The organism is Phenylobacterium sp. (genome assembly GCF_016793225.1).
Lineage (GTDB): Bacteria > Pseudomonadota > Alphaproteobacteria > Caulobacterales > Caulobacteraceae > Phenylobacterium.
In genome coordinates, this window is sequence record NZ_JAEUMN010000106.1 from 47,090 (window position 1) to 62,204 (window position 15,115).

Annotated in this window: 23 protein-coding genes; 8 read left to right on the forward strand and 15 right to left on the reverse strand. The window is 69.4% G+C overall.

Features of this window, described 5'->3' with window-relative positions:
* The first annotated feature begins 159 nt into the window (after positions 1-159).
* Complete coding sequence (locus JNK30_RS12585; protein WP_293482588.1) at positions 160-1,320, forward strand: IS110 family transposase; 1,161 nt, start codon at positions 160-162, stop codon at positions 1,318-1,320.
* 265 nt (positions 1,321-1,585) lie between these two features.
* Here JNK30_RS12585 and JNK30_RS12590 read toward each other — a convergent pair whose 3' ends face one another.
* Positions 1,586-1,810, reverse strand: coding sequence for a GDCCVxC domain-containing (seleno)protein (locus JNK30_RS12590; protein ID WP_293482589.1), 225 nt, complete (start codon positions 1,808-1,810; stop codon positions 1,586-1,588).
* Positions 1,807-2,220 (reverse strand): MFS transporter permease, encoded by a 414-nt coding sequence (locus JNK30_RS12595; RefSeq protein ID WP_293482590.1) that lies wholly within the window; start codon positions 2,218-2,220, stop codon positions 1,807-1,809. Before JNK30_RS12595 ends, JNK30_RS12590 begins: the two co-directional genes overlap by 4 nt.
* An 81-nt stretch (positions 2,221-2,301) precedes the next feature.
* Here JNK30_RS12595 and JNK30_RS12600 point away from each other — a divergent pair, with 81 nt between their 5' ends.
* Entirely contained in the window at positions 2,302-2,745 is a 444-nt protein-coding gene (locus tag JNK30_RS12600) for a helix-turn-helix domain-containing protein (RefSeq protein WP_293482591.1), read from the forward strand.
* 164 nt (positions 2,746-2,909) lie between these two features.
* On the opposite strand, the gene JNK30_RS12605 is transcribed toward JNK30_RS12600, so the two are convergent.
* Positions 2,910-3,737, reverse strand: coding sequence for a hypothetical protein (locus JNK30_RS12605; RefSeq protein ID WP_293482592.1), 828 nt, complete (start codon positions 3,735-3,737; stop codon positions 2,910-2,912).
* Entirely contained in the window at positions 3,727-4,623 is an 897-nt protein-coding gene (locus tag JNK30_RS12610) for a DUF2939 domain-containing protein (protein WP_293482593.1), read from the reverse strand. Before JNK30_RS12610 ends, JNK30_RS12605 begins: the two co-directional genes overlap by 11 nt.
* 213 nt (positions 4,624-4,836) lie before the next feature.
* On the opposite strand from JNK30_RS12610, the gene JNK30_RS12615 reads away from it, so the two are divergent.
* The 3 genes from JNK30_RS12615 to JNK30_RS12625 are packed head-to-tail and all read left to right on the forward strand — an operon-like array spanning position 4,837 to position 6,616.
* Complete coding sequence (locus JNK30_RS12615; protein WP_293482594.1) at positions 4,837-5,685, forward strand: hypothetical protein; 849 nt, start codon at positions 4,837-4,839, stop codon at positions 5,683-5,685.
* A gap of 9 nt (positions 5,686-5,694) precedes the next feature.
* On the forward strand, positions 5,695-6,426 hold the full coding sequence (locus JNK30_RS12620) for an SOS response-associated peptidase (protein WP_293482595.1): 732 nt from the start codon (positions 5,695-5,697) through the stop codon (positions 6,424-6,426).
* A gap of 34 nt (positions 6,427-6,460) precedes the next feature.
* Positions 6,461-6,616 (forward strand): hypothetical protein, encoded by a 156-nt coding sequence (locus JNK30_RS12625; RefSeq protein WP_293482596.1) that lies wholly within the window; start codon positions 6,461-6,463, stop codon positions 6,614-6,616.
* Here JNK30_RS12625 and JNK30_RS12630 read toward each other — a convergent pair.
* The 4 genes from JNK30_RS12630 to JNK30_RS12645 all read right to left on the reverse strand — a co-directional run bounded on the left by JNK30_RS12630 (position 6,613) and on the right by JNK30_RS12645 (position 8,350).
* Positions 6,613-6,921 (reverse strand): hypothetical protein, encoded by a 309-nt coding sequence (locus tag JNK30_RS12630; RefSeq protein ID WP_293482597.1) that lies wholly within the window; start codon positions 6,919-6,921, stop codon positions 6,613-6,615. The two genes, JNK30_RS12625 and JNK30_RS12630, sit on opposite strands and share 4 nt — an antisense overlap.
* Before the next feature lie 193 nt (positions 6,922-7,114).
* Positions 7,115-7,459 carry a hypothetical protein gene (locus JNK30_RS12635; protein ID WP_293482598.1) on the reverse strand — a complete coding sequence of 115 codons (345 nt, stop codon included), beginning with the start codon at positions 7,457-7,459 and terminating at the stop codon, positions 7,115-7,117.
* Positions 7,456-7,668, reverse strand: a complete 213-nt coding sequence (locus JNK30_RS12640) for a hypothetical protein (protein WP_293482599.1) — start codon at positions 7,666-7,668, stop codon at positions 7,456-7,458. The genes JNK30_RS12635 and JNK30_RS12640 overlap by 4 nt, the downstream gene beginning before the upstream one ends.
* A gap of 49 nt (positions 7,669-7,717) precedes the next feature.
* Positions 7,718-8,350 (reverse strand): hypothetical protein, encoded by a 633-nt coding sequence (locus JNK30_RS12645; protein WP_293482600.1) that lies wholly within the window; start codon positions 8,348-8,350, stop codon positions 7,718-7,720.
* Between the two features lie 222 nt (positions 8,351-8,572).
* Between JNK30_RS12645 and JNK30_RS12650 the strand changes: the two genes are divergently transcribed.
* The gene (locus JNK30_RS12650; protein ID WP_293482601.1) at positions 8,573-8,755 is read left to right on the forward strand and encodes a hypothetical protein; all 183 of its coding nucleotides are present in this window, start codon (positions 8,573-8,575) and stop codon (positions 8,753-8,755) included.
* 3 nt (positions 8,756-8,758) lie between these two features.
* On the opposite strand, the gene JNK30_RS12655 is transcribed toward JNK30_RS12650, so the two are convergent.
* Together JNK30_RS12655 and JNK30_RS12660 are read right to left on the reverse strand one after the other, a co-directional pair.
* Positions 8,759-9,415 carry a hypothetical protein gene (locus JNK30_RS12655; RefSeq protein ID WP_293482602.1) on the reverse strand — a complete coding sequence of 219 codons (657 nt, stop codon included), beginning with the start codon at positions 9,413-9,415 and terminating at the stop codon, positions 8,759-8,761.
* Positions 9,393-9,572: a hypothetical protein gene (locus tag JNK30_RS12660; RefSeq protein ID WP_293482603.1), complete on the reverse strand. Its 180-nt coding sequence runs from the start codon at positions 9,570-9,572 to the stop codon at positions 9,393-9,395. The genes JNK30_RS12655 and JNK30_RS12660 overlap by 23 nt, the downstream gene beginning before the upstream one ends.
* Positions 9,573-9,758: 186 nt before the next feature.
* Here JNK30_RS12660 and JNK30_RS12665 point away from each other — a divergent pair, with 186 nt between their 5' ends.
* Both JNK30_RS12665 and JNK30_RS12670 read left to right on the forward strand, forming a co-directional pair.
* Positions 9,759-10,253, forward strand: a complete 495-nt coding sequence (locus tag JNK30_RS12665; protein ID WP_293482604.1) for a hypothetical protein — start codon at positions 9,759-9,761, stop codon at positions 10,251-10,253.
* 359 nt (positions 10,254-10,612) lie between these two features.
* The gene (locus JNK30_RS12670) at positions 10,613-11,314 is read left to right on the forward strand and encodes a transporter (RefSeq protein ID WP_293482605.1); all 702 of its coding nucleotides are present in this window, start codon (positions 10,613-10,615) and stop codon (positions 11,312-11,314) included.
* A 17-nt stretch (positions 11,315-11,331) separates the two neighbouring features.
* On the opposite strand, the gene JNK30_RS12675 is transcribed toward JNK30_RS12670, so the two are convergent.
* From JNK30_RS12675 to JNK30_RS12695, 5 genes are read right to left on the reverse strand one after another with little or no spacing between them, the layout of a single operon-like run.
* Positions 11,332-11,733: a signal peptidase II gene (locus JNK30_RS12675; protein WP_293482606.1), complete on the reverse strand. Its 402-nt coding sequence runs from the start codon at positions 11,731-11,733 to the stop codon at positions 11,332-11,334.
* 29 nt (positions 11,734-11,762) lie between these two features.
* Entirely contained in the window at positions 11,763-12,227 is a 465-nt protein-coding gene (locus JNK30_RS12680) for an SRPBCC family protein (protein ID WP_293482607.1), read from the reverse strand.
* The gene (locus JNK30_RS12685; protein WP_293482608.1) at positions 12,224-12,676 is read right to left on the reverse strand and encodes a hypothetical protein; all 453 of its coding nucleotides are present in this window, start codon (positions 12,674-12,676) and stop codon (positions 12,224-12,226) included. Before JNK30_RS12685 ends, JNK30_RS12680 begins: the two co-directional genes overlap by 4 nt.
* Positions 12,673-14,703: a heavy metal translocating P-type ATPase gene (locus JNK30_RS12690; RefSeq protein ID WP_293482609.1), complete on the reverse strand. Its 2,031-nt coding sequence runs from the start codon at positions 14,701-14,703 to the stop codon at positions 12,673-12,675. The genes JNK30_RS12685 and JNK30_RS12690 overlap by 4 nt, the downstream gene beginning before the upstream one ends.
* Positions 14,700-15,056, reverse strand: a complete 357-nt coding sequence (locus tag JNK30_RS12695; RefSeq protein ID WP_293482610.1) for a DUF190 domain-containing protein — start codon at positions 15,054-15,056, stop codon at positions 14,700-14,702. Before JNK30_RS12695 ends, JNK30_RS12690 begins: the two co-directional genes overlap by 4 nt.
* Between the last annotated feature and the right edge of the window lie 59 nt (positions 15,057-15,115).

A 15,115-nucleotide genomic window follows, 5' to 3' on the forward strand; every position in this document is an offset into this window, starting at 1 on the left:
CGAAGGGGACCGAAGCTGGGCGGAAGCCGCTCCGAAGCGCGCCGAGGGCGGAGCCCTAAGCACTCCTACTAAGAGAGAAGATCCCATGGGGCGGGATAGCGCTCCGCTCTGGCTTCAACAGAGTGAGGCGGCTGAACCCGCACCCTCTGGAGCCGACCCATGCACGACCCTTGCCCGTCCGAGCACAGCGCCATCCGCACCGATCTCGGCGCGATCTTCGTATCGCTGGAACTCAGCCGATCGACTTGGCTGATCACGTCACTGTCGCCGGGTGCCGGCGAGAAGCTGTCCAAGCACGCCGTATCGGCCGGTGACATCGCAGGACTGCTCGGACGGTTCGCCCAGCTCAAGCACAAAGCCGGCGCACGGCTAGGTCGCGACTTTCCGATTATCGCGATCCAAGAAGCGGGGCTCGACGGCTTCTGGATTCACCGGGTGCTGGAGCAGGAAGGGATCGAGAGCCATGTCGTGGACGCCGCCTCGATCCTGACCTCCCGCCGCCGCCGGCGCGCCAAGACCGACCGGATCGACGGCGAGACGCTGGTGCGGACGCTGATGGCCTACAAGCGCGGCGAGCCGCGGGTCTGCTCGATGGTCCGCGCGCCGACGCCGGAAGAGGAAGACCGCCGCCGTCTCTGCCGGGAGCGGAAGACGCTGGTGATCGAGCGGATCGAGCACAGCAACCGGATCAAGGGTCTGCTCTGCGCCCAGGGCATCTTCGACTACGACCCCCTGCGCCGGAACCGCCGGGCGCGGCTGGAGGAGCTGCGGACCGGCGACGGCCGACCGCTACCGACCCGCCTCAAGGCCCAGATCGGCCGGGAGCTGGACCGGCTCGAGATCTTGCTGGCGCAGCTGAAGGCGGTGGAAGCGGAGCGCGACGCGCTCATCGAACCGGCGAGCTCAGAGGCGCCGACGCCGGCGACGATGCTCGCCAGGCTGAAGGGCATCGGCCCGGAGTTCGCCGCCGTCCTCTGGTCGGAGGCGCTGTACCGGCGCTTCGACAATCGAAAGCAGCTCGCCGCCTATGCCGGGCTGGCCCCGACCCCCTGGAAGAGTGGATCGATCGACCACGAGCAGGGCGTGTCGAAAGCCGGCAACCCGCGCCTGAGGACCACGATGATCCAGGTCGCCTGGCTGTGGCCGCGGCACCAGCCGGGCTCGGCGCTGAGCCTCTGGTTCCAGGCGCGCGTCCAGCGCAACGGTGGGCGCATGCGGAAATCCACGATCGTGGCGCTGGCGCGCAAGCTGCTGGTGGCGTTCTGGAAATATGTGACCCACGGCGTCGTCATCGAGGGGGCTGTCGTGCAGGCCGCCTGAGGATAGCGCTCGTCGAAATCCGCAGGGCTGATCGACCCTGACGGATCCAGGCGGACGAACCGATTGCAGCCATGGCCTATGCCACCGCAAGAGAAGAATGGTCTCGTCCTCTGAGCCCGACACCTGCGAATGCGGGATATGGGTGCGGCCGCGGCGACGCGGCGACCGAATGTGAGGTTGATCTGGCGGGGTGACGGCCAGGTCGTGGACAGGGGCTCGGACTTGGATCCCGAACGCCCGGCGCTGGATCAGCACGCGCCGTGTGTCAGGCGCAGCACCCCTTGCCGCCGCCCTCCTGGATCGGCGGACAGGGAACGTCGGCGTAGGAACAGTAGACGCAGCAGTCGCCCGGCTTAGGCTTGAGGATCGCGCCGCAGCCCTGGCAGTCGTAGAAGTACTGGCAGGCATCGGTCGGCATGGTCTCCGTCGCCCGATGGCCGCAATGCGGGCAGGTGAGCGTGGAGCGCAGCTCCATCTGCACATCGCTCATCCGCGCGCGCCCCGGATCAGGGTGAGAGCCCAGGGCTCGACGAGCGGCTGCCAGATGAGGGCGAGGAGCACAAGGATCGAGGCCGCACCGAGCAGGCCGATCCCGAGCCGCGACGGCGCGGCGCAGGCGCTGTCGACCCTGCACGCACGCGCCCGGCGCCAAGTAAGGACCCAGCCCACGCCGATGACCGCCAGCGCGGCGAGGGTGATCCAGGTGCGCTGCTCGGCGATGAGGCTGAGGCCGCCGAGGCCCAGCCCCGCCAGCGCAAGCGACATCGGCAGGACGCAGCAGGCCGCCCACGCGAAGACTGCACCGGCCGCCGCGGCCACAGCCGCCCAGCTCAGGGCGGTCTCGGCCGGCTTGCCGCCCGATCCGTCTGGTCGGGCCCGAAGCCCGCTGCTCGCCGTCATGCCGCCGTCTCCTGGTGCGATGCCGCCAAGGATGCCATCTGTAGCGACTACAGACTCAAGCCTTAAATCGAAGGTGGTCCCATGGCCGACCAAGCGATCCCCATCGGCGAGCTCTCGCGCCGCACCGGCTGCAATATCGAGACGATCCGCTACTATGAACGGATCGGCTTGATGCCTGTCCCGCCACGGCGGGGCCGCTACCGCAGCTATGGCGCAGACGACATCGGCCGCCTCGGCTTCGTCCGCCGCGCTCGTGAGCTGGGCTTCACGCTGGACGAGGTGCGCGCCCTGCTCGGCCTAGCGACCGGCGGCCAAGCCGCCTGCGCCGAAGTGCGGACCCTGGCCGCCTCGCACCTGCAGGACGTGCGGGCGCGGATCGCCGACCTCAGACGCATGGAGCGCGTCCTGGCCGACTCTGTGCGGGCCTGCGACGCCGGGCAGGACCCAGGGTGTCCGCTGATCCAGGCGCTCTACGCAGACCGCAGTCGGCCAACCGAGCGCCTTGACACCAGAATCCCCATGTGAGGCTGCAAGGAGCCTGCGCGACCTGGCGCCCCGCCAGGGCGCTGCATGGCGGGACGCGCCGTCGAGCGGCCCGCGGCGGCCTTAGCCGCCCGCCAAAGGGGCGGTCCCGCAGGAGGCGCGCCTCCGCGCGCCGGGACCGAGCCCGCCCGCCGGCCGCGCTCCGCTTAGAAGGTCCAGGTCTTGAGGGCGGCGCCTGATCGCCTGTCCACCAAGGTGATGGTGGTGAGCCGCGCTGAGAGACGGCAGATCACGTTGTCCCATTGCACCGGGTCGTCGATCGTCGCCGCGTCGGTGTCCTGGTCGCAGCTGACGACGCCCTCCGCGCTCCCCGTCAATGTGCCCTCGATCTTCAGGGCCACGGACGCGGTGAGGCTCCGCGCCTCCTCAGGCGCAGCCTTCACCACGAACCCGTCGGCGCTGTGGTAGCCGGTGTCGACGATGACCTGCAGGAGTTCGCGGTGTACGGCCGGCCACCGGGCGCCGAACGCGTTCTGCGCGGTGAAACGGCCGACCGTGGTCTCCTTGTAGAAGACGTCGAACTCGCCGGGCTTGATGGCGAAGCTCACCTCGGCGGCGTCCTTGTCGTAGGTCCAGCGGCCGTTGGTCTCTTCGTACTCGGTGTCGTTCGCCTGGCGCAGCGTCTGATAGAGCACGAAGTCGCGGCCCTGGTACTTCGCCGTCGGCGAGCTCCGGAAGGGGTCCGATGACGGCTTCATGCCGAGCGCGGCGATGGCGAGCAGTTCGTGCTGCTCCAGGACCCCCGTCTCCGAGATCCTGGGCGGCGCGGGCGCCGCCTTCCGCACCGGCTTCGCAGCCGGCTTGCTCGCGGGCTTTGGCCCCGCCGGCGGCTTGGCGGCCGGTTGAGGAGCCGTGCGCGGCGCCGTCGGCTTGGGCCCGGTCTGGCTCGCTGCGGGCCCGCAGATGACCCCGAGAACCACCACGAGGCCGCAGAGCCGCGTGAGCGGACGGAAGGCCCTCGCGCTATTGCTCATGGGCGGCCCGATCAGCCTCGGCTTCCTGCTCGGCCTGCTGGACGCTCGCGAACCTGGGCGAACCGCAGGGCCGCCATTCGGACTGATACCCGTACGCGGCGTTTTCCCCATAGCACCAGCCCGCCCGGGCGAGTTCGGCATCCGTCCGATTGCGCGCTTGGCACGCGGCCTCCGTCGCAGCCTCATCGCCGGCGCCGCCGCGGCAGGACTCGTTTTCCTGTCCCCAGCGCGCGAGAAGCGCGTCGGGTCGTGGGGCCGGCTGTGGTGCAGCAAGGCCGGCGTCCGAGGCCGCCGCGCTCGGCGCGGTCTTGGACATCAGAGTCTTCGGCAACTCGATGCGCGCCAGCTTCCATCCGAACAGGCCCTGGCGATGGAGGATGAAGCTGAAGTGCTCGTCGGGATTGGTCGGACTGACGCTGGCGATCTCGTAGGTGTCGAGGTCTCGATAGTGGTGCTGGAAAGCCGGCAGGGAGGCCGGCTTCGCCTTGGGCTGCGCCGACAGCCCGGATTGTACCGACGCATCCGGCCCCCCGACGGCCACCATGGGCTTCTGGGCGCGCATCATGGCGCCGATGCCATCGGGGGTGACGTAACCCTCGATCGCCTGGTTGACGATGGCCGGCGCCATCACCGCCGCAAGGCCCGCGAAGGGATTGTCGCGCAAATCCGGGTCGGACTGCATCGACTGTACGATCATGGCGTTCAGCTGGCCCTTGAGGCTCTCGCGAACGGCGGGAAAGTCGACAAGGCGCTGCAGCTTGTCCGCATCGCCAGCCATGGCCGCGGACCGCAGCGCACTTGCGGCCAGGAGCGGCGAACCGGCATAGGCGCCCACGAACAGCACGACCGCCCCGATGGCGGCGCCGATCCAAAGCTTCTTTGACATGGTCCCCCCCGGGCTTCACCCAACCTAAGCGGTATCCGACGGCGACCGCAATCCAGGGGTCGCGGACTCCGCCAGCTCTGGGGGGCGTTGCGGGGCCCTCCCCGCTCGAAGGGGTCGGGCGAGACCTCGGGCTCGGCCGCAGGGGAAGACCTTCCCCTCCTCAACCCGCCGTGGGACGAGTGCGCAGCGGTAAATCTGCCAGAAAGTGGACCGATGCAGGAACGGGTCGTTCGCCTTTACGAAGCCGCTCGCGAAGGCGTGGTGCTGGCCCAAAGGGCGGTTAGGTCGATCGAGGAGGCTGACCGCGAGGAGCTTCGCGAGCACTACGATGACTACCTCGAGAGTGAGGGTCACGCGCTCGCCGAGCGACTGCAACAGGCCCATCGGACGACGTGCGCCTTGCTGGAGACGATGGGGATGGTGGAGCTCCTCCGTGACTTCAAGGCGGAGTTTGCGGGGGTCGGCGCGCTGAATGAGACCAAGTCGATTGACGAAGGACTCAGATACAGCCCCGCCGCGGATATTCTGAATAGCTATCACTACATCGTACGGGCGACGTTAGAGGACAATCAGGCGACGCGAACGCGGGTGGAGGTGCTTCGTCGGATGCTACGCAACACGGCCCATATTGTGCACGCTTCGAACAATCCCCCCACGAAGGAGGCGCAGGTTACGCACCTGCTGAAGGAGGCAATTAGTTGGTCGTTTCCCGACGCGATCCTCAACCCGCCGGTTCCTCAGCACACGAAGGTCTACAAGCCGGACATTGGCGTGCCTTCGGACCGCACCGCCGTCGAGGTCAAGTTCGTGGACAGCGACGACGAGGCGAGGCGCGTGCTGGGCGAGATCTACACTGACATGATGGGCTATGCCGGCGACCCCGCATGGGCATCATTTACTGCCGTCATCTACCAAACGGCCCCGTTCCTTCGGCAGGATCAGACCGACGCTGAAGCCCACAAGGTCGGCACAAAGAAGGAGTGGATGACCTTCGTCGTGACAGGTTCGGGCAAACGGGCGGATCGCAAGGCGAGGCAGGTGAAGCAAGGCGGGGATAGCTAGGCTCGCGGCATGTGCAACCTCTACGCCATGATGCGCGGCCGCGCCGAGGTGGCCGCCCTCCTCCGCGCCCTGGACCGCAACAACAACCAACCCCCCATGTCCGGCGTCTACCCGGACTACGCCGCCCCGGTCATCGTGCAGGACCCGACCGGCGCGCGCGAGATGCGCGACATGCGCTGGGGGATGCCGACGCCGAAGAACGTCCTAATGGACGCCACCAAGAAGCGGGCGGACAAGCTCCGCGCGAAGGGCACGGCGTTTGACTTCAACGAACTGCTGCGCCTGGAACCCGACAAGGGGGTCACCAACATCCGCAATACGGCGAGCCGACACTGGCAGACCTGGCTGGAGCCGGGCCACCGTTGCCTCGTCCCCTTCACGTCCTTCAGCGAACCCGACCAGGTCGGGGGCACCTTCAAGCAGGTCTGGTACGCCTTTGCGCCCGAGCGGCCGCTGGCCTTCTTCGCCGGCGTCTGGACGGCGCATGGCTGCGTGCGGAAGATCAAGACCGGCTGGGAGGACTGCGAGGTGTTCGGCTTCCTCACCACGGAGGCCAACGCAGAGGTCGCCCGCCACCACGACAAGGCCATGCCGGTGATCCTCACCGAGCCCGCCGACTGGGACCTGTGGCTGAGTGGCGCGCCCTGGAGCGAGGTGCGGCGCCTGCAGCAGCCGCTGCCCGACGGCGCGCTGCAGATCGTCAACCACGGCGTCAAGGAAGACGAGGTGGTCCCTGCCTAGCGGCGGCCCGCGCCGGACCGTCCCACCGATCCTGGTGATCCGCGGCCTGGCCCTCACGTGCGTGCTCCTGGCGCTCATGTGCGCCGGCCTCGCGGTGGCCTGGTCGCGCAAGGCCGCCGAGGCCGCCTGCTTCCGGGAGGCCCTGGCGACCGGCGAGACACCCGCCATCGCCGAGACGGACTGCCGTTAGGGCCAGACGCCGTCGTAGAGGTGCGGGAACACCGCGATCTCCCGGCCACCGCACCCCGCCTCGCCGCTGCAGGCCAGCCGCTCGACCAGCGCGCCGATCCGCAAAGTCGTGCGATCTCCGAACCGGTGCGCCAGTTCGGGCGGCGTCCACTCCACCAGCCGCTCGCAAGCCTTGCAGCAGATCGCCAGCGACCAGCCCTTGCCCAGGTAGGTCGCCACCGTGTCATCGCCGACCTGACCGGGCCGGAACGCCCGCAGCGCCCTCGCCGGCGGCAGCTTCAGCGTCGAGGGCTCAGATCCAGACACGAACCCGCCCCTCCACACCGCAGGCCTTGCACCTGGCCCGACGGCGGATGTCCATCGGGGTGGCGTCGGCCCCGCACAGCGCAGCAGCCTCTTGGGCGGACAGGGTCGCCCGATGGTCGCAGGCTTCGCACTGTAGCTTGAGGGTCTGCCCTCGCCCCAGCGACCGATGCAGGTTCTGGAACATGGTCATGGGCTAGCGTGGCTCCCGGTACGCGCGGCAGCGCGTCCGGTAGGCGGTGAGCGCCAGCTCGCTGGGCGGCGCATCGAGCGACACCCAGGAGCCGCCGCGCAGAGCCCGGGCCGCGTAGCGGAGGACGCCACCCTGGCATTCGAGCCCCGGGCAGCGCGGGGTCTGTCCCCACCAGATGGCGTCCGGGCCATGGGTGCGGATCATCGCCGGCAGGCTGACCCTCAGCTTGGTCGAGCAGCGGTTGCAGACCGCCTTGAGCTCCCAGCGCCGCACATGCATTTCCGCCAGTGTGATCGCCACCAGCGGGTTCGGGGGCGCGGCGAGGACGTCGGGCGACTTGGTGCTCATCGCGCAGCCTCGACGAGCCGCAGCACCTTCCAGCCCCCGCGGACCCGCTCGAGTTCGAAGGTGGCGGCGCGGGCGTCGACAAACGGGACCTGCTCGGGGTCGAACCACAGCCAGCTCCGCCCTCGCGAGCCGGGTCGAAGGAACCACCGGTCCTTGCCGGGACCATGGACGTTGAGGCGTTCCAATTCGACGACGCGGCGTTCGGGCATGCATCGAACAAATACAGAACATTTGTGACTTGGCGAGTCCGAACTCCGCTCAGCCGGTCGGCCCGGCTGTCCGCCGCACGCGCCACATCCCCTCGACGCGCCGCACCGTTTCCCGATGCAGGGCGCGCAGGGCCGAGACGGCCTCGAACCGGGCGACCAGGTCGGCCCGCGCAGCGTGCAGGGCCATCAGGGCGTGGCGCTGGAAGTCGGCATTCACAGCGGCGATGAACTGGTCGATGCGGGCGTCGTCGTCCGGCAGGCCGTGGTGGCTCGCCAACCGGTAGGCCCGATCGAGATCGTGGCGAAGGTGCTCGGCGTTCCAGGCGTCGGCGAACCCGCGGCTGAGGAGGTAGGCCTTCAGGATCAGCTCAAGCGCATAGCAGCAGGCGGCCAGCTGAACCTCGCCGGAGCCGCAGTCCGCCCCGTCCAGGAAGCCGGCGGCGTTGCGTAGGAACAGCGGAGCCAGGGCCGCATCGCCCTGCAGGGGCGCCGGCGGGTCGACGACGTGCTGCTGCACCCAGTCCGCCAGGTCGTGCAGCGCCGTCGCCGGATCGGCGAACGGACCGCGTGGGCGCTCGTGGATCTCGTGCCAGTACCAGCCCCAACGACCATCGTAGGCGTCCTCGTTGTCGGGGGTCGACTGGACGATGTCCACGTCGAGTTCGTCGAGACTGATGTTCATCGCGGCCTCCGGATGGCACGGAGTACCCGCCGCGAACTTTCGTCAATACGACTTTGAATATATTTAGAATATACGCAGAAATGTTGCGCATCACCGGCAGGATTTCTGCCGATATCCCGCAAGACGGTTGCGGGCCGCAGGTTTGGGGGCGCCCGCACCACTGCGGAACGTTCACAGAACTGTTGGCTTGGCGAGTCAGGCGGGCGTCGCCATCATGGCCCTATGAGCGACCGCTACCTCGTCCGCCCCGATCGCGACGGCTTCAGCGTCTATGACGTCTGGACGGGAGAGCCGGCCGTCATCGCCATGACGCCCCAGACGAGCCTCTCGAAGGCGGACGCGGAGCATACGGCCGGCTTGCTCAACGCCCGCGCCCAGCGGGGAGAGCGCAAGGTCCTGCAATAGGCCTCAGACGAGGTCGCGGGCCTTCTCGATCTCGGACAGCACGAGTTCGACCAGATGCATGTAGTCGGTGTGCGGGATGGCGTCGAAGTCATCGAGCCGCAGGCGGGCAATGATGTCGGGCACAAGCGCCTGGAAGGCGGTGTAGTCGGAAACGATCGCCGCCGAACCGGGCAGAGGGTCCCCGCCGTCGCGGCCGGCATTGAGCCAGTCCCGCACCGCCTTGATCAGCCGCGCCGCATCGTTGCCGTGCGCCTCGATGTCCATCCCTGAGATGTCGGAAAGGGTCTGGTCGTAGCGATGCGCCTCCGCGTCGAGCACCAGGATGCGGCGCTTGCGCTGCGCCGCCGGCCCCTTGAGGCGCAGACCCAGGTCCGCGCCCAGCTCCAGAGGCATGTTGAACCGCGGCAGCCCCGAGCGCGTGTCGAGCTCCACGCGTGAGACGTCGTGGACCGAGAACTCGCAGGCGGTGATCAGGTCGAGGATCTTGTCGAAGCGCACGACGGCGCTGTCGGACTCATCCAGGGCGCAGCGGGGCGCAAAGCCGCAAGCGGCGATCGCAAAGCACATGGCGCGGAAGAGCGGCTTGTACTCGGCGTCGAACGGGCAGTTGATGAAGACGGAGCGCCGCCGCGGCGGGCTACTTGCCGCCTGCGAGGGCATCGGCGTTCTTGCCGACGGCGTAGCGCACGGCGTCCCGGAGCTTGGACAGGGAGGTCTTCGGCGGCGTCGGCGGCGCCTGCAGCTTCACACCCCGGTACCAGCCCGAGCGTTCGGCAGGCGTCTGGCGGATCGGCGATTTCGCGGGCTTGCTGGCCATGACGACAATATGCGCCGCACCGGGTTGCGGTTCAATTGCCGGCAAGGCCGCCGGGAGGGCGATCGTGCCATCGGCGGCGAATTCGCAGCCTGGCGAGCATCGTGCCGCCCCCCCAACGACGCCTCTTGATCCTCTAGTGACTAGAGGAATTAGACTCTCTCGATCAGGTAGGGGCACGGGGATCCAATGATCGGCTGGGTGAGCGCGGTACGCGACGGCGTGATCCTCTCAGCGTTGGCGTCAGCCCTGGTGGTGGGGACCCTGCGCGCGAACCCGCGCCTTCTGATGCGCCACTATCCGGTCGAACTGCGCTCGGCAGTGCCACCGCAAACCCCACGGGAGCGAAGGACCGGCCTGCTGATCGGCCTCCTCCTGCTGTCGTTCCTGATCGGCATTCCGGCGGCGTCGACCGCAGCTTGGAAAGACACGAGTCCCAATCCGGCAGCCTTCCTCGACCTTTGGGCGCATGCCTTTGTCGTCGGAACCGCCTTCAACCTCACCGACTGGCTCATCCTCGACGAACTCTGGCTCGGGGTCGTGCGACCGCGTTGGGCGATGCTGCCGGGCGCTGAGGATGTGCCGTTCCGTTTCAACCACCTGCAGCACTTTCGCGGCTTCGTTGTCGGAAGCGTCCTGCTGGGGCTCTCGGCGCTCGCGATCGCAGCGGCGCTCCTCAGCTGATCGCCGCGGCGTCTACAACAACTTCAGAAGGCCGACGGCGACGGCCAAAAGCACCAGCGACACCACCAGCAGAGCGATCGCCCACGGTGACGGCGGCGGCGAGTTCGATGGAGGCTGACCGGCCGGTCGACGTGTCAATGGCGGCAGTCCCCGTCCGATTGGCCGGGCAAGGCCTGACCCTTTGGCGGCGGGCGACGACCGCGGCCGACACCAGGCGGCAGTTCATTACGGGGTCGGGGGACCACACCGGTCAGCTTGCGCGTTCTCCTGCCACCTGCGCGGCTGCGTGTTGGCGCGAGGGATCGAAGAGAGTGGCGCGGCCCTGTGGGGGACCGACGCCCGACTGCGGAGGCCCGCTGATGACACCCGTCGCCTTCACGCTCGCGCCCGCGGCGATGGCCCTGATCGGCGCCGGGGTTACCGCTTGGCGCCGGCCTGGGCCGCTGGCCGTCAGCGGCATTCAGCATTTCGCCGCGGGCGTGGTGTTCGCGGCTGCGGCTGGGGAAATCCTGCCGGACCTGAAACACGCCGGCGCGGCGCTGCCCGTCCTGATCGGAGGGGCGGTCGGCGTACTGGCGATGATGGGGATCGAGTACCTGGAGACCCGCGCCAAGGGCAGCGTGGGCCTGATGGTGGCTGTAGGGGTCGACCTGTTCATCGACGGTCTGGTCCTGGGCCTGGCCTTCGTCGCGGGCCAGACGCAGGGATTGTTGCTGACGATCGCGCTCACCCTGGAGGTGCTGTTCCTCGGCCTCACCGTCAGTCTGGCGATCGGCGGCGGTTGGCGTCGCGCCGTCGGGACGACGGCGTTGCTGACCCTTCTGCTGCCCGCCGGCGCGCTGGCGGCTGCGCCGCTCGGCCAGCTCCCCGCCCCGATGCTGACGGCGTTCCTCGCCTTCGGGCTGGTCGCCCTCCTCTACCTTGTCACCGAGGAGTTGCTGGTGGAGGCCCATGAGGTTCCGGACCGCCCCTGGACGGCGGCTCTGTTCTTCGCCGGCTTCCTGCTCCTCCTGCTGCTCGCGGACCTGATGGAGCCGGCTGGACGCCTGGCGCCGGCCTAGACGAACTCGCACCAGCTTCACCGACGCACCGGACGCGAGAGCAGGAGCCCACCGCCGATCAACAGGCTGAGGTCCGACACGTTGAGCGGGATATCGCCGGCCGGCAGGTGAAAGCTGACCAGGTCCCAGACCCGCCCTCCCCCGGCGCCGTCGAGGAGGTTTCCAAACGCCCCGCCGTAGACGAGCCCGAAAGCGGCTGCCGTCAGGCGCGTGCGCGCCAGGGCGAGGCCCGCCAGTCCAAGGGCCAGGATGACGGCAAGGGCCGCGGCCGGCGCCCATCCCAGATGCGCCAGGTCGGTCAGGGCGACGTGGAAAGGGGCGCCCCCGCGATGCTCGGTCTCAGCCGAGAGCACGGCCTCGGCTTTGCGGTTCAGGACGACGTCGAGCACCGCCACAAACGCCCCGAGCAGCAAGCCCAAGGGCCAGGGCCGCGGCGGCGGACGGCGCGTCACGGCCGACGTCCAGGCCGCGCTCGGGCCTGAGCCCGCTCCGACTGCCGCTTCAGGTCGTCGACGAAGCGCCGTAGGGTCGGAGTCACGAGGCGGTCGAGACGGGGATAGGCCCAGACCGCGCCCAGCCCCGAAATTTCCATCTCGTGCGTGAAGTGCGTCGTGGCGCCCCGAGGCTCGAGCCGCAAATTGAACCGCCAGTGGAGAATGAAGGGCACACCTACGCGCCAGGTCAGCCTGCGCGTCGGCTCCACCGCCTCGATCGTCCCCATGAACCGAATGATGCGCGACGCCCCACGGCGGGTGGCGGTGGTGACCGCGAAGTTGAGGTCGGCGCCCGCGCTCAGGCCACCGTTGACGCGGACGGCTGCCGTCCAGTCCGGGTAGGCGGCGAACCGCGTGAGGACGCCCCAAACCACCGCTGGCGCGGCGCGGATGTCGGCTGCCGAGGCGAGAGTCTTCACGTCGGCGGCGCTCCCGCCGGCGGGTCGCCCGGCGCGGTCCGCACAGGGCACGGCGCCCCATCGAGACGTCCGGGGCACAACCGGACACCCTCAGCGGGGCCCAGCGTCCAGTCGGTCGGAATGTCGTAGACGCCGCAGTCGCTCGGGCTGGAGCTCCGGAGTTCGACGCGACCGTAGACCGCCTCCACCAGGTCGCCGTTGGCGCCGATCCGCTCAAGCCGGACGGCCCGCAGGCCGGCGCCCGCGCGCGACTGACGGCAGACCCAGCCGTGGAAGCGCTGACCCGCGGGCTCTACGATCACCGTGGGCCCGCGAACCACGAACCCGCCGCCCGAGTACGGTTCAGCCCGGACATCGGCGAGGACGGCGCCGTTGAAGGGCGTGGCGCAGCCCGCCAGCAGCCCGGCCGCGGCAGCCGACCCGATCAGCGTTCGCAAGGCGGCCGTCATGCGGTTGGCTCCTTGTAGGCTAGCAGACGGAGCGCATTGGCGACCACGAAGAGCGTCGAGCCCTCGTGGAACAGCACTGCGGCGCCGATCCGCAGCCCGAGCACGGTCGCGGGGATCAGCACTGCGACCATGCCCAGGCTGATCCAGAGGTTCTGCTTGATGATCCGGCTGGTGCGCCGGCTCAGGCCGACCGCGAACGGCAGCCGGCGGAGGTCGTCTGCCATCAACGCCACGTCCGCGGTCTCGAGCGCGACATCCGAGCCCGCCGCCCCCATCGCAATCCCGACCGTCGCACTGGCCATGGCCGGTGCGTCGTTCACGCCATCGCCGACCATGGCGACGCCGCCGTGCTGCTCACCGAGATCACGGATGGCGGCGACCTTGTCGTCGGGCATCAGGGCGCCCTTGGCCCAATCGAGCTTGAGGTCGCGGGCGATGGCGTCGGCGACGCGCTGGTTGTCGCCCGAGAGCATCACGGCGGTCCGCAGTCCGACCCCGCGCAGCGCCTGGATCACCGGGGCCGCAGCTTCACGCGGCGTGTCCATGAGGCCAAGCGCCCCCAGGAACCTGTCTCCGGACTTCACCACCATGACGGTGCGCCCAGCCTGTTCCAAGCGGGCGATCTCGTCGGCGAGGAGTTCTGGCATCGCGCCCTCAAACAGGGCGGGCTTGCCGATCAGCACCTCGGCTCCGTCCACCTCGGCTTGCACCCCCTTGCCCGTCAGGCTGCGGACGGCCCGCACCGCCGGCATGGGGCGATCTCCCAGCTGCGCTTGGCCGTCGCGCACGACCGCCGCGGCGAGCGGGTGGTCGCTCTGGGACTCAACGGCGATCGCCACCGCGAGCAATTCCTCGCGGGCGACCTGCCATCCCGGTTCGACGTCGGTCAGGCGCGGCTTGCCCTCGGTGAGGGTGCCGGTCTTGTCGAAGGCGATGGCGTTGACGGCGCCCAGCGCCTCCAGCGGCGCGCCGCCCTTGATCAGGACCCCGCCGCGTCCCGCGCGCGCCACGCCGCTCAAGACGGCGCTCGGCACGGAGATGGCCAGCGCGCAGGGGCTGGCCGCCACGAGGACCGCCATAGCGCGATAGAAGCTGGCGCTGAAGGGCTCCGGGTAGACCACCCAAGCGAACATCAGAAGGCCCACCCCCGCCAGCACGGCCGGCACGAAGATGCGCTCGAACCGGTCGGTGAACCTCTGCGTGGGCGACTTCTGCGCCTCGGCCTCCGCGACAAGCTTGACCACCCGAGCGAGGGCGCTTTCGGTCGACAAGCGAGCCACCCGCACGTCGAGTGCGCCTCCACCGTTGATGGTGCCGGCGAACACCTTGTGCTCCGCCGGGGCCCGACCGAAGTCGAGGTTGGGATCGTCGCTGGCCCGCTTGTCGACGGGGACGCTTTCGCCGGTCACCGGCGCCTGGTTCACCGCGCTGTCGCCCGCCACGACGATGCCGTCGGCCGGCAGCCGCTCGTTCGGGCGCACCAGCACGACGTCGCCCACCGCCAGGTCCTCGACCGGGACCTCTTCGACCGTGTCGCCGCGCCGGACAGTCGCCCGATCGGGCGCCAGTTCGGCCAGGGCCTCGATCGCGCGCTTGGCGCGGCCCATGGCGTAGTGCTCGAGGGCGTGACCCAGGCTGAACAGGAAGAGCAGCAGCGCGCCTTCGACCCACTCTCCAAGCGCCGCAGCCCCGGCGGCGGCCACGAGCATCAGGGTGTCGATCTCGAAGCGGCGGGCCTTGAGGTTGCCCAACGCCTCGCGAGCGGTGAACCAGCCCCCGACGCCGTAGGCCGCGACCAGCGGAACCATCGCCACCTTGTCGAGCCCTGCCCGCTCGACCAACCACCCCGCCAAGGCCAGGACACCGCAGAGCCCGGCAAAGATCAGTTCCGTGCGCGATCCGAAGATCCCGCCGTGGTCGTGATCGTGGGCCTTGTCGCCATGGCCATGGTCGGCGTGGTCCGTATGGGCGCCGGTCTTGTCATGATCATTGGCGGCAAGAGGCGCCGGGGTGTCCGGCGGCGTCATCGTCCCGCCTCCCCGTCCACCGTCGGCGGCCCGTATCGGACGACCTCGACCTTCTCGAGCGTGACCAGGCCAATATCGTGCAGGTCGTCGAGGCGCGCGAGGAAGGCGCGGAGCGCGGAGTCCTCGTCCACGAGTTCCACGACCACCGGGAGGTTCCGGCGCAATTCGAAGGGCCGCGAGGCATGCAGCCGCGACGTGGCGCCAAAGCCCATCTGGCCGCGCAGCACGGTGGCGCCGGCCAGGTGGGCTTCACGCGCCCGCGCCACGACGACTTCCGCCAGGGCGCGGTCGCCGACGAGGGCGTCCTCGTCGGTGTAGATCCGCATCAGGACCGCTTGGGTGGGAGCTTTCATCTGAGTGTTCCTTGAATTGAGCAGCTTCGTGTGGGGCGGCGTCCCGACGCCGCCGCCCC

Coding starts and splice junctions, on each gene's coding strand:
- JNK30_RS12585 (WP_293482588.1), top strand. CDS start 160: ATGCACGACCCTTGCCCGTCCGAGCACAGCGCCATCCGCACCGATCTC.
- JNK30_RS12590 (WP_293482589.1), bottom strand. CDS start 1,810: ATGAGCGATGTGCAGATGGAGCTGCGCTCCACGCTCACCTGCCCGCAT.
- JNK30_RS12595 (WP_293482590.1), bottom strand. CDS start 2,220: ATGACGGCGAGCAGCGGGCTTCGGGCCCGACCAGACGGATCGGGCGGC.
- JNK30_RS12600 (WP_293482591.1), top strand. CDS start 2,302: ATGGCCGACCAAGCGATCCCCATCGGCGAGCTCTCGCGCCGCACCGGC.
- JNK30_RS12605 (WP_293482592.1), bottom strand. CDS start 3,737: ATGAGCAATAGCGCGAGGGCCTTCCGTCCGCTCACGCGGCTCTGCGGC.
- JNK30_RS12610 (WP_293482593.1), bottom strand. CDS start 4,623: ATGTCAAAGAAGCTTTGGATCGGCGCCGCCATCGGGGCGGTCGTGCTG.
- JNK30_RS12615 (WP_293482594.1), top strand. CDS start 4,837: ATGCAGGAACGGGTCGTTCGCCTTTACGAAGCCGCTCGCGAAGGCGTG.
- JNK30_RS12620 (WP_293482595.1), top strand. CDS start 5,695: ATGTGCAACCTCTACGCCATGATGCGCGGCCGCGCCGAGGTGGCCGCC.
- JNK30_RS12635 (WP_293482598.1), bottom strand. CDS start 7,459: ATGAGCACCAAGTCGCCCGACGTCCTCGCCGCGCCCCCGAACCCGCTG.
- JNK30_RS12640 (WP_293482599.1), bottom strand. CDS start 7,668: ATGCCCGAACGCCGCGTCGTCGAATTGGAACGCCTCAACGTCCATGGT.
- JNK30_RS12645 (WP_293482600.1), bottom strand. CDS start 8,350: ATGAACATCAGTCTCGACGAACTCGACGTGGACATCGTCCAGTCGACC.
- JNK30_RS12650 (WP_293482601.1), top strand. CDS start 8,573: ATGAGCGACCGCTACCTCGTCCGCCCCGATCGCGACGGCTTCAGCGTC.
- JNK30_RS12655 (WP_293482602.1), bottom strand. CDS start 9,415: ATGCCCTCGCAGGCGGCAAGTAGCCCGCCGCGGCGGCGCTCCGTCTTC.
- JNK30_RS12660 (WP_293482603.1), bottom strand. CDS start 9,572: ATGGCCAGCAAGCCCGCGAAATCGCCGATCCGCCAGACGCCTGCCGAA.
- JNK30_RS12665 (WP_293482604.1), top strand. CDS start 9,759: ATGATCGGCTGGGTGAGCGCGGTACGCGACGGCGTGATCCTCTCAGCG.
- JNK30_RS12670 (WP_293482605.1), top strand. CDS start 10,613: ATGACACCCGTCGCCTTCACGCTCGCGCCCGCGGCGATGGCCCTGATC.
- JNK30_RS12685 (WP_293482608.1), bottom strand. CDS start 12,676: ATGACGGCCGCCTTGCGAACGCTGATCGGGTCGGCTGCCGCGGCCGGG.
- JNK30_RS12690 (WP_293482609.1), bottom strand. CDS start 14,703: ATGACGCCGCCGGACACCCCGGCGCCTCTTGCCGCCAATGATCATGAC.
- JNK30_RS12695 (WP_293482610.1), bottom strand. CDS start 15,056: ATGAAAGCTCCCACCCAAGCGGTCCTGATGCGGATCTACACCGACGAG.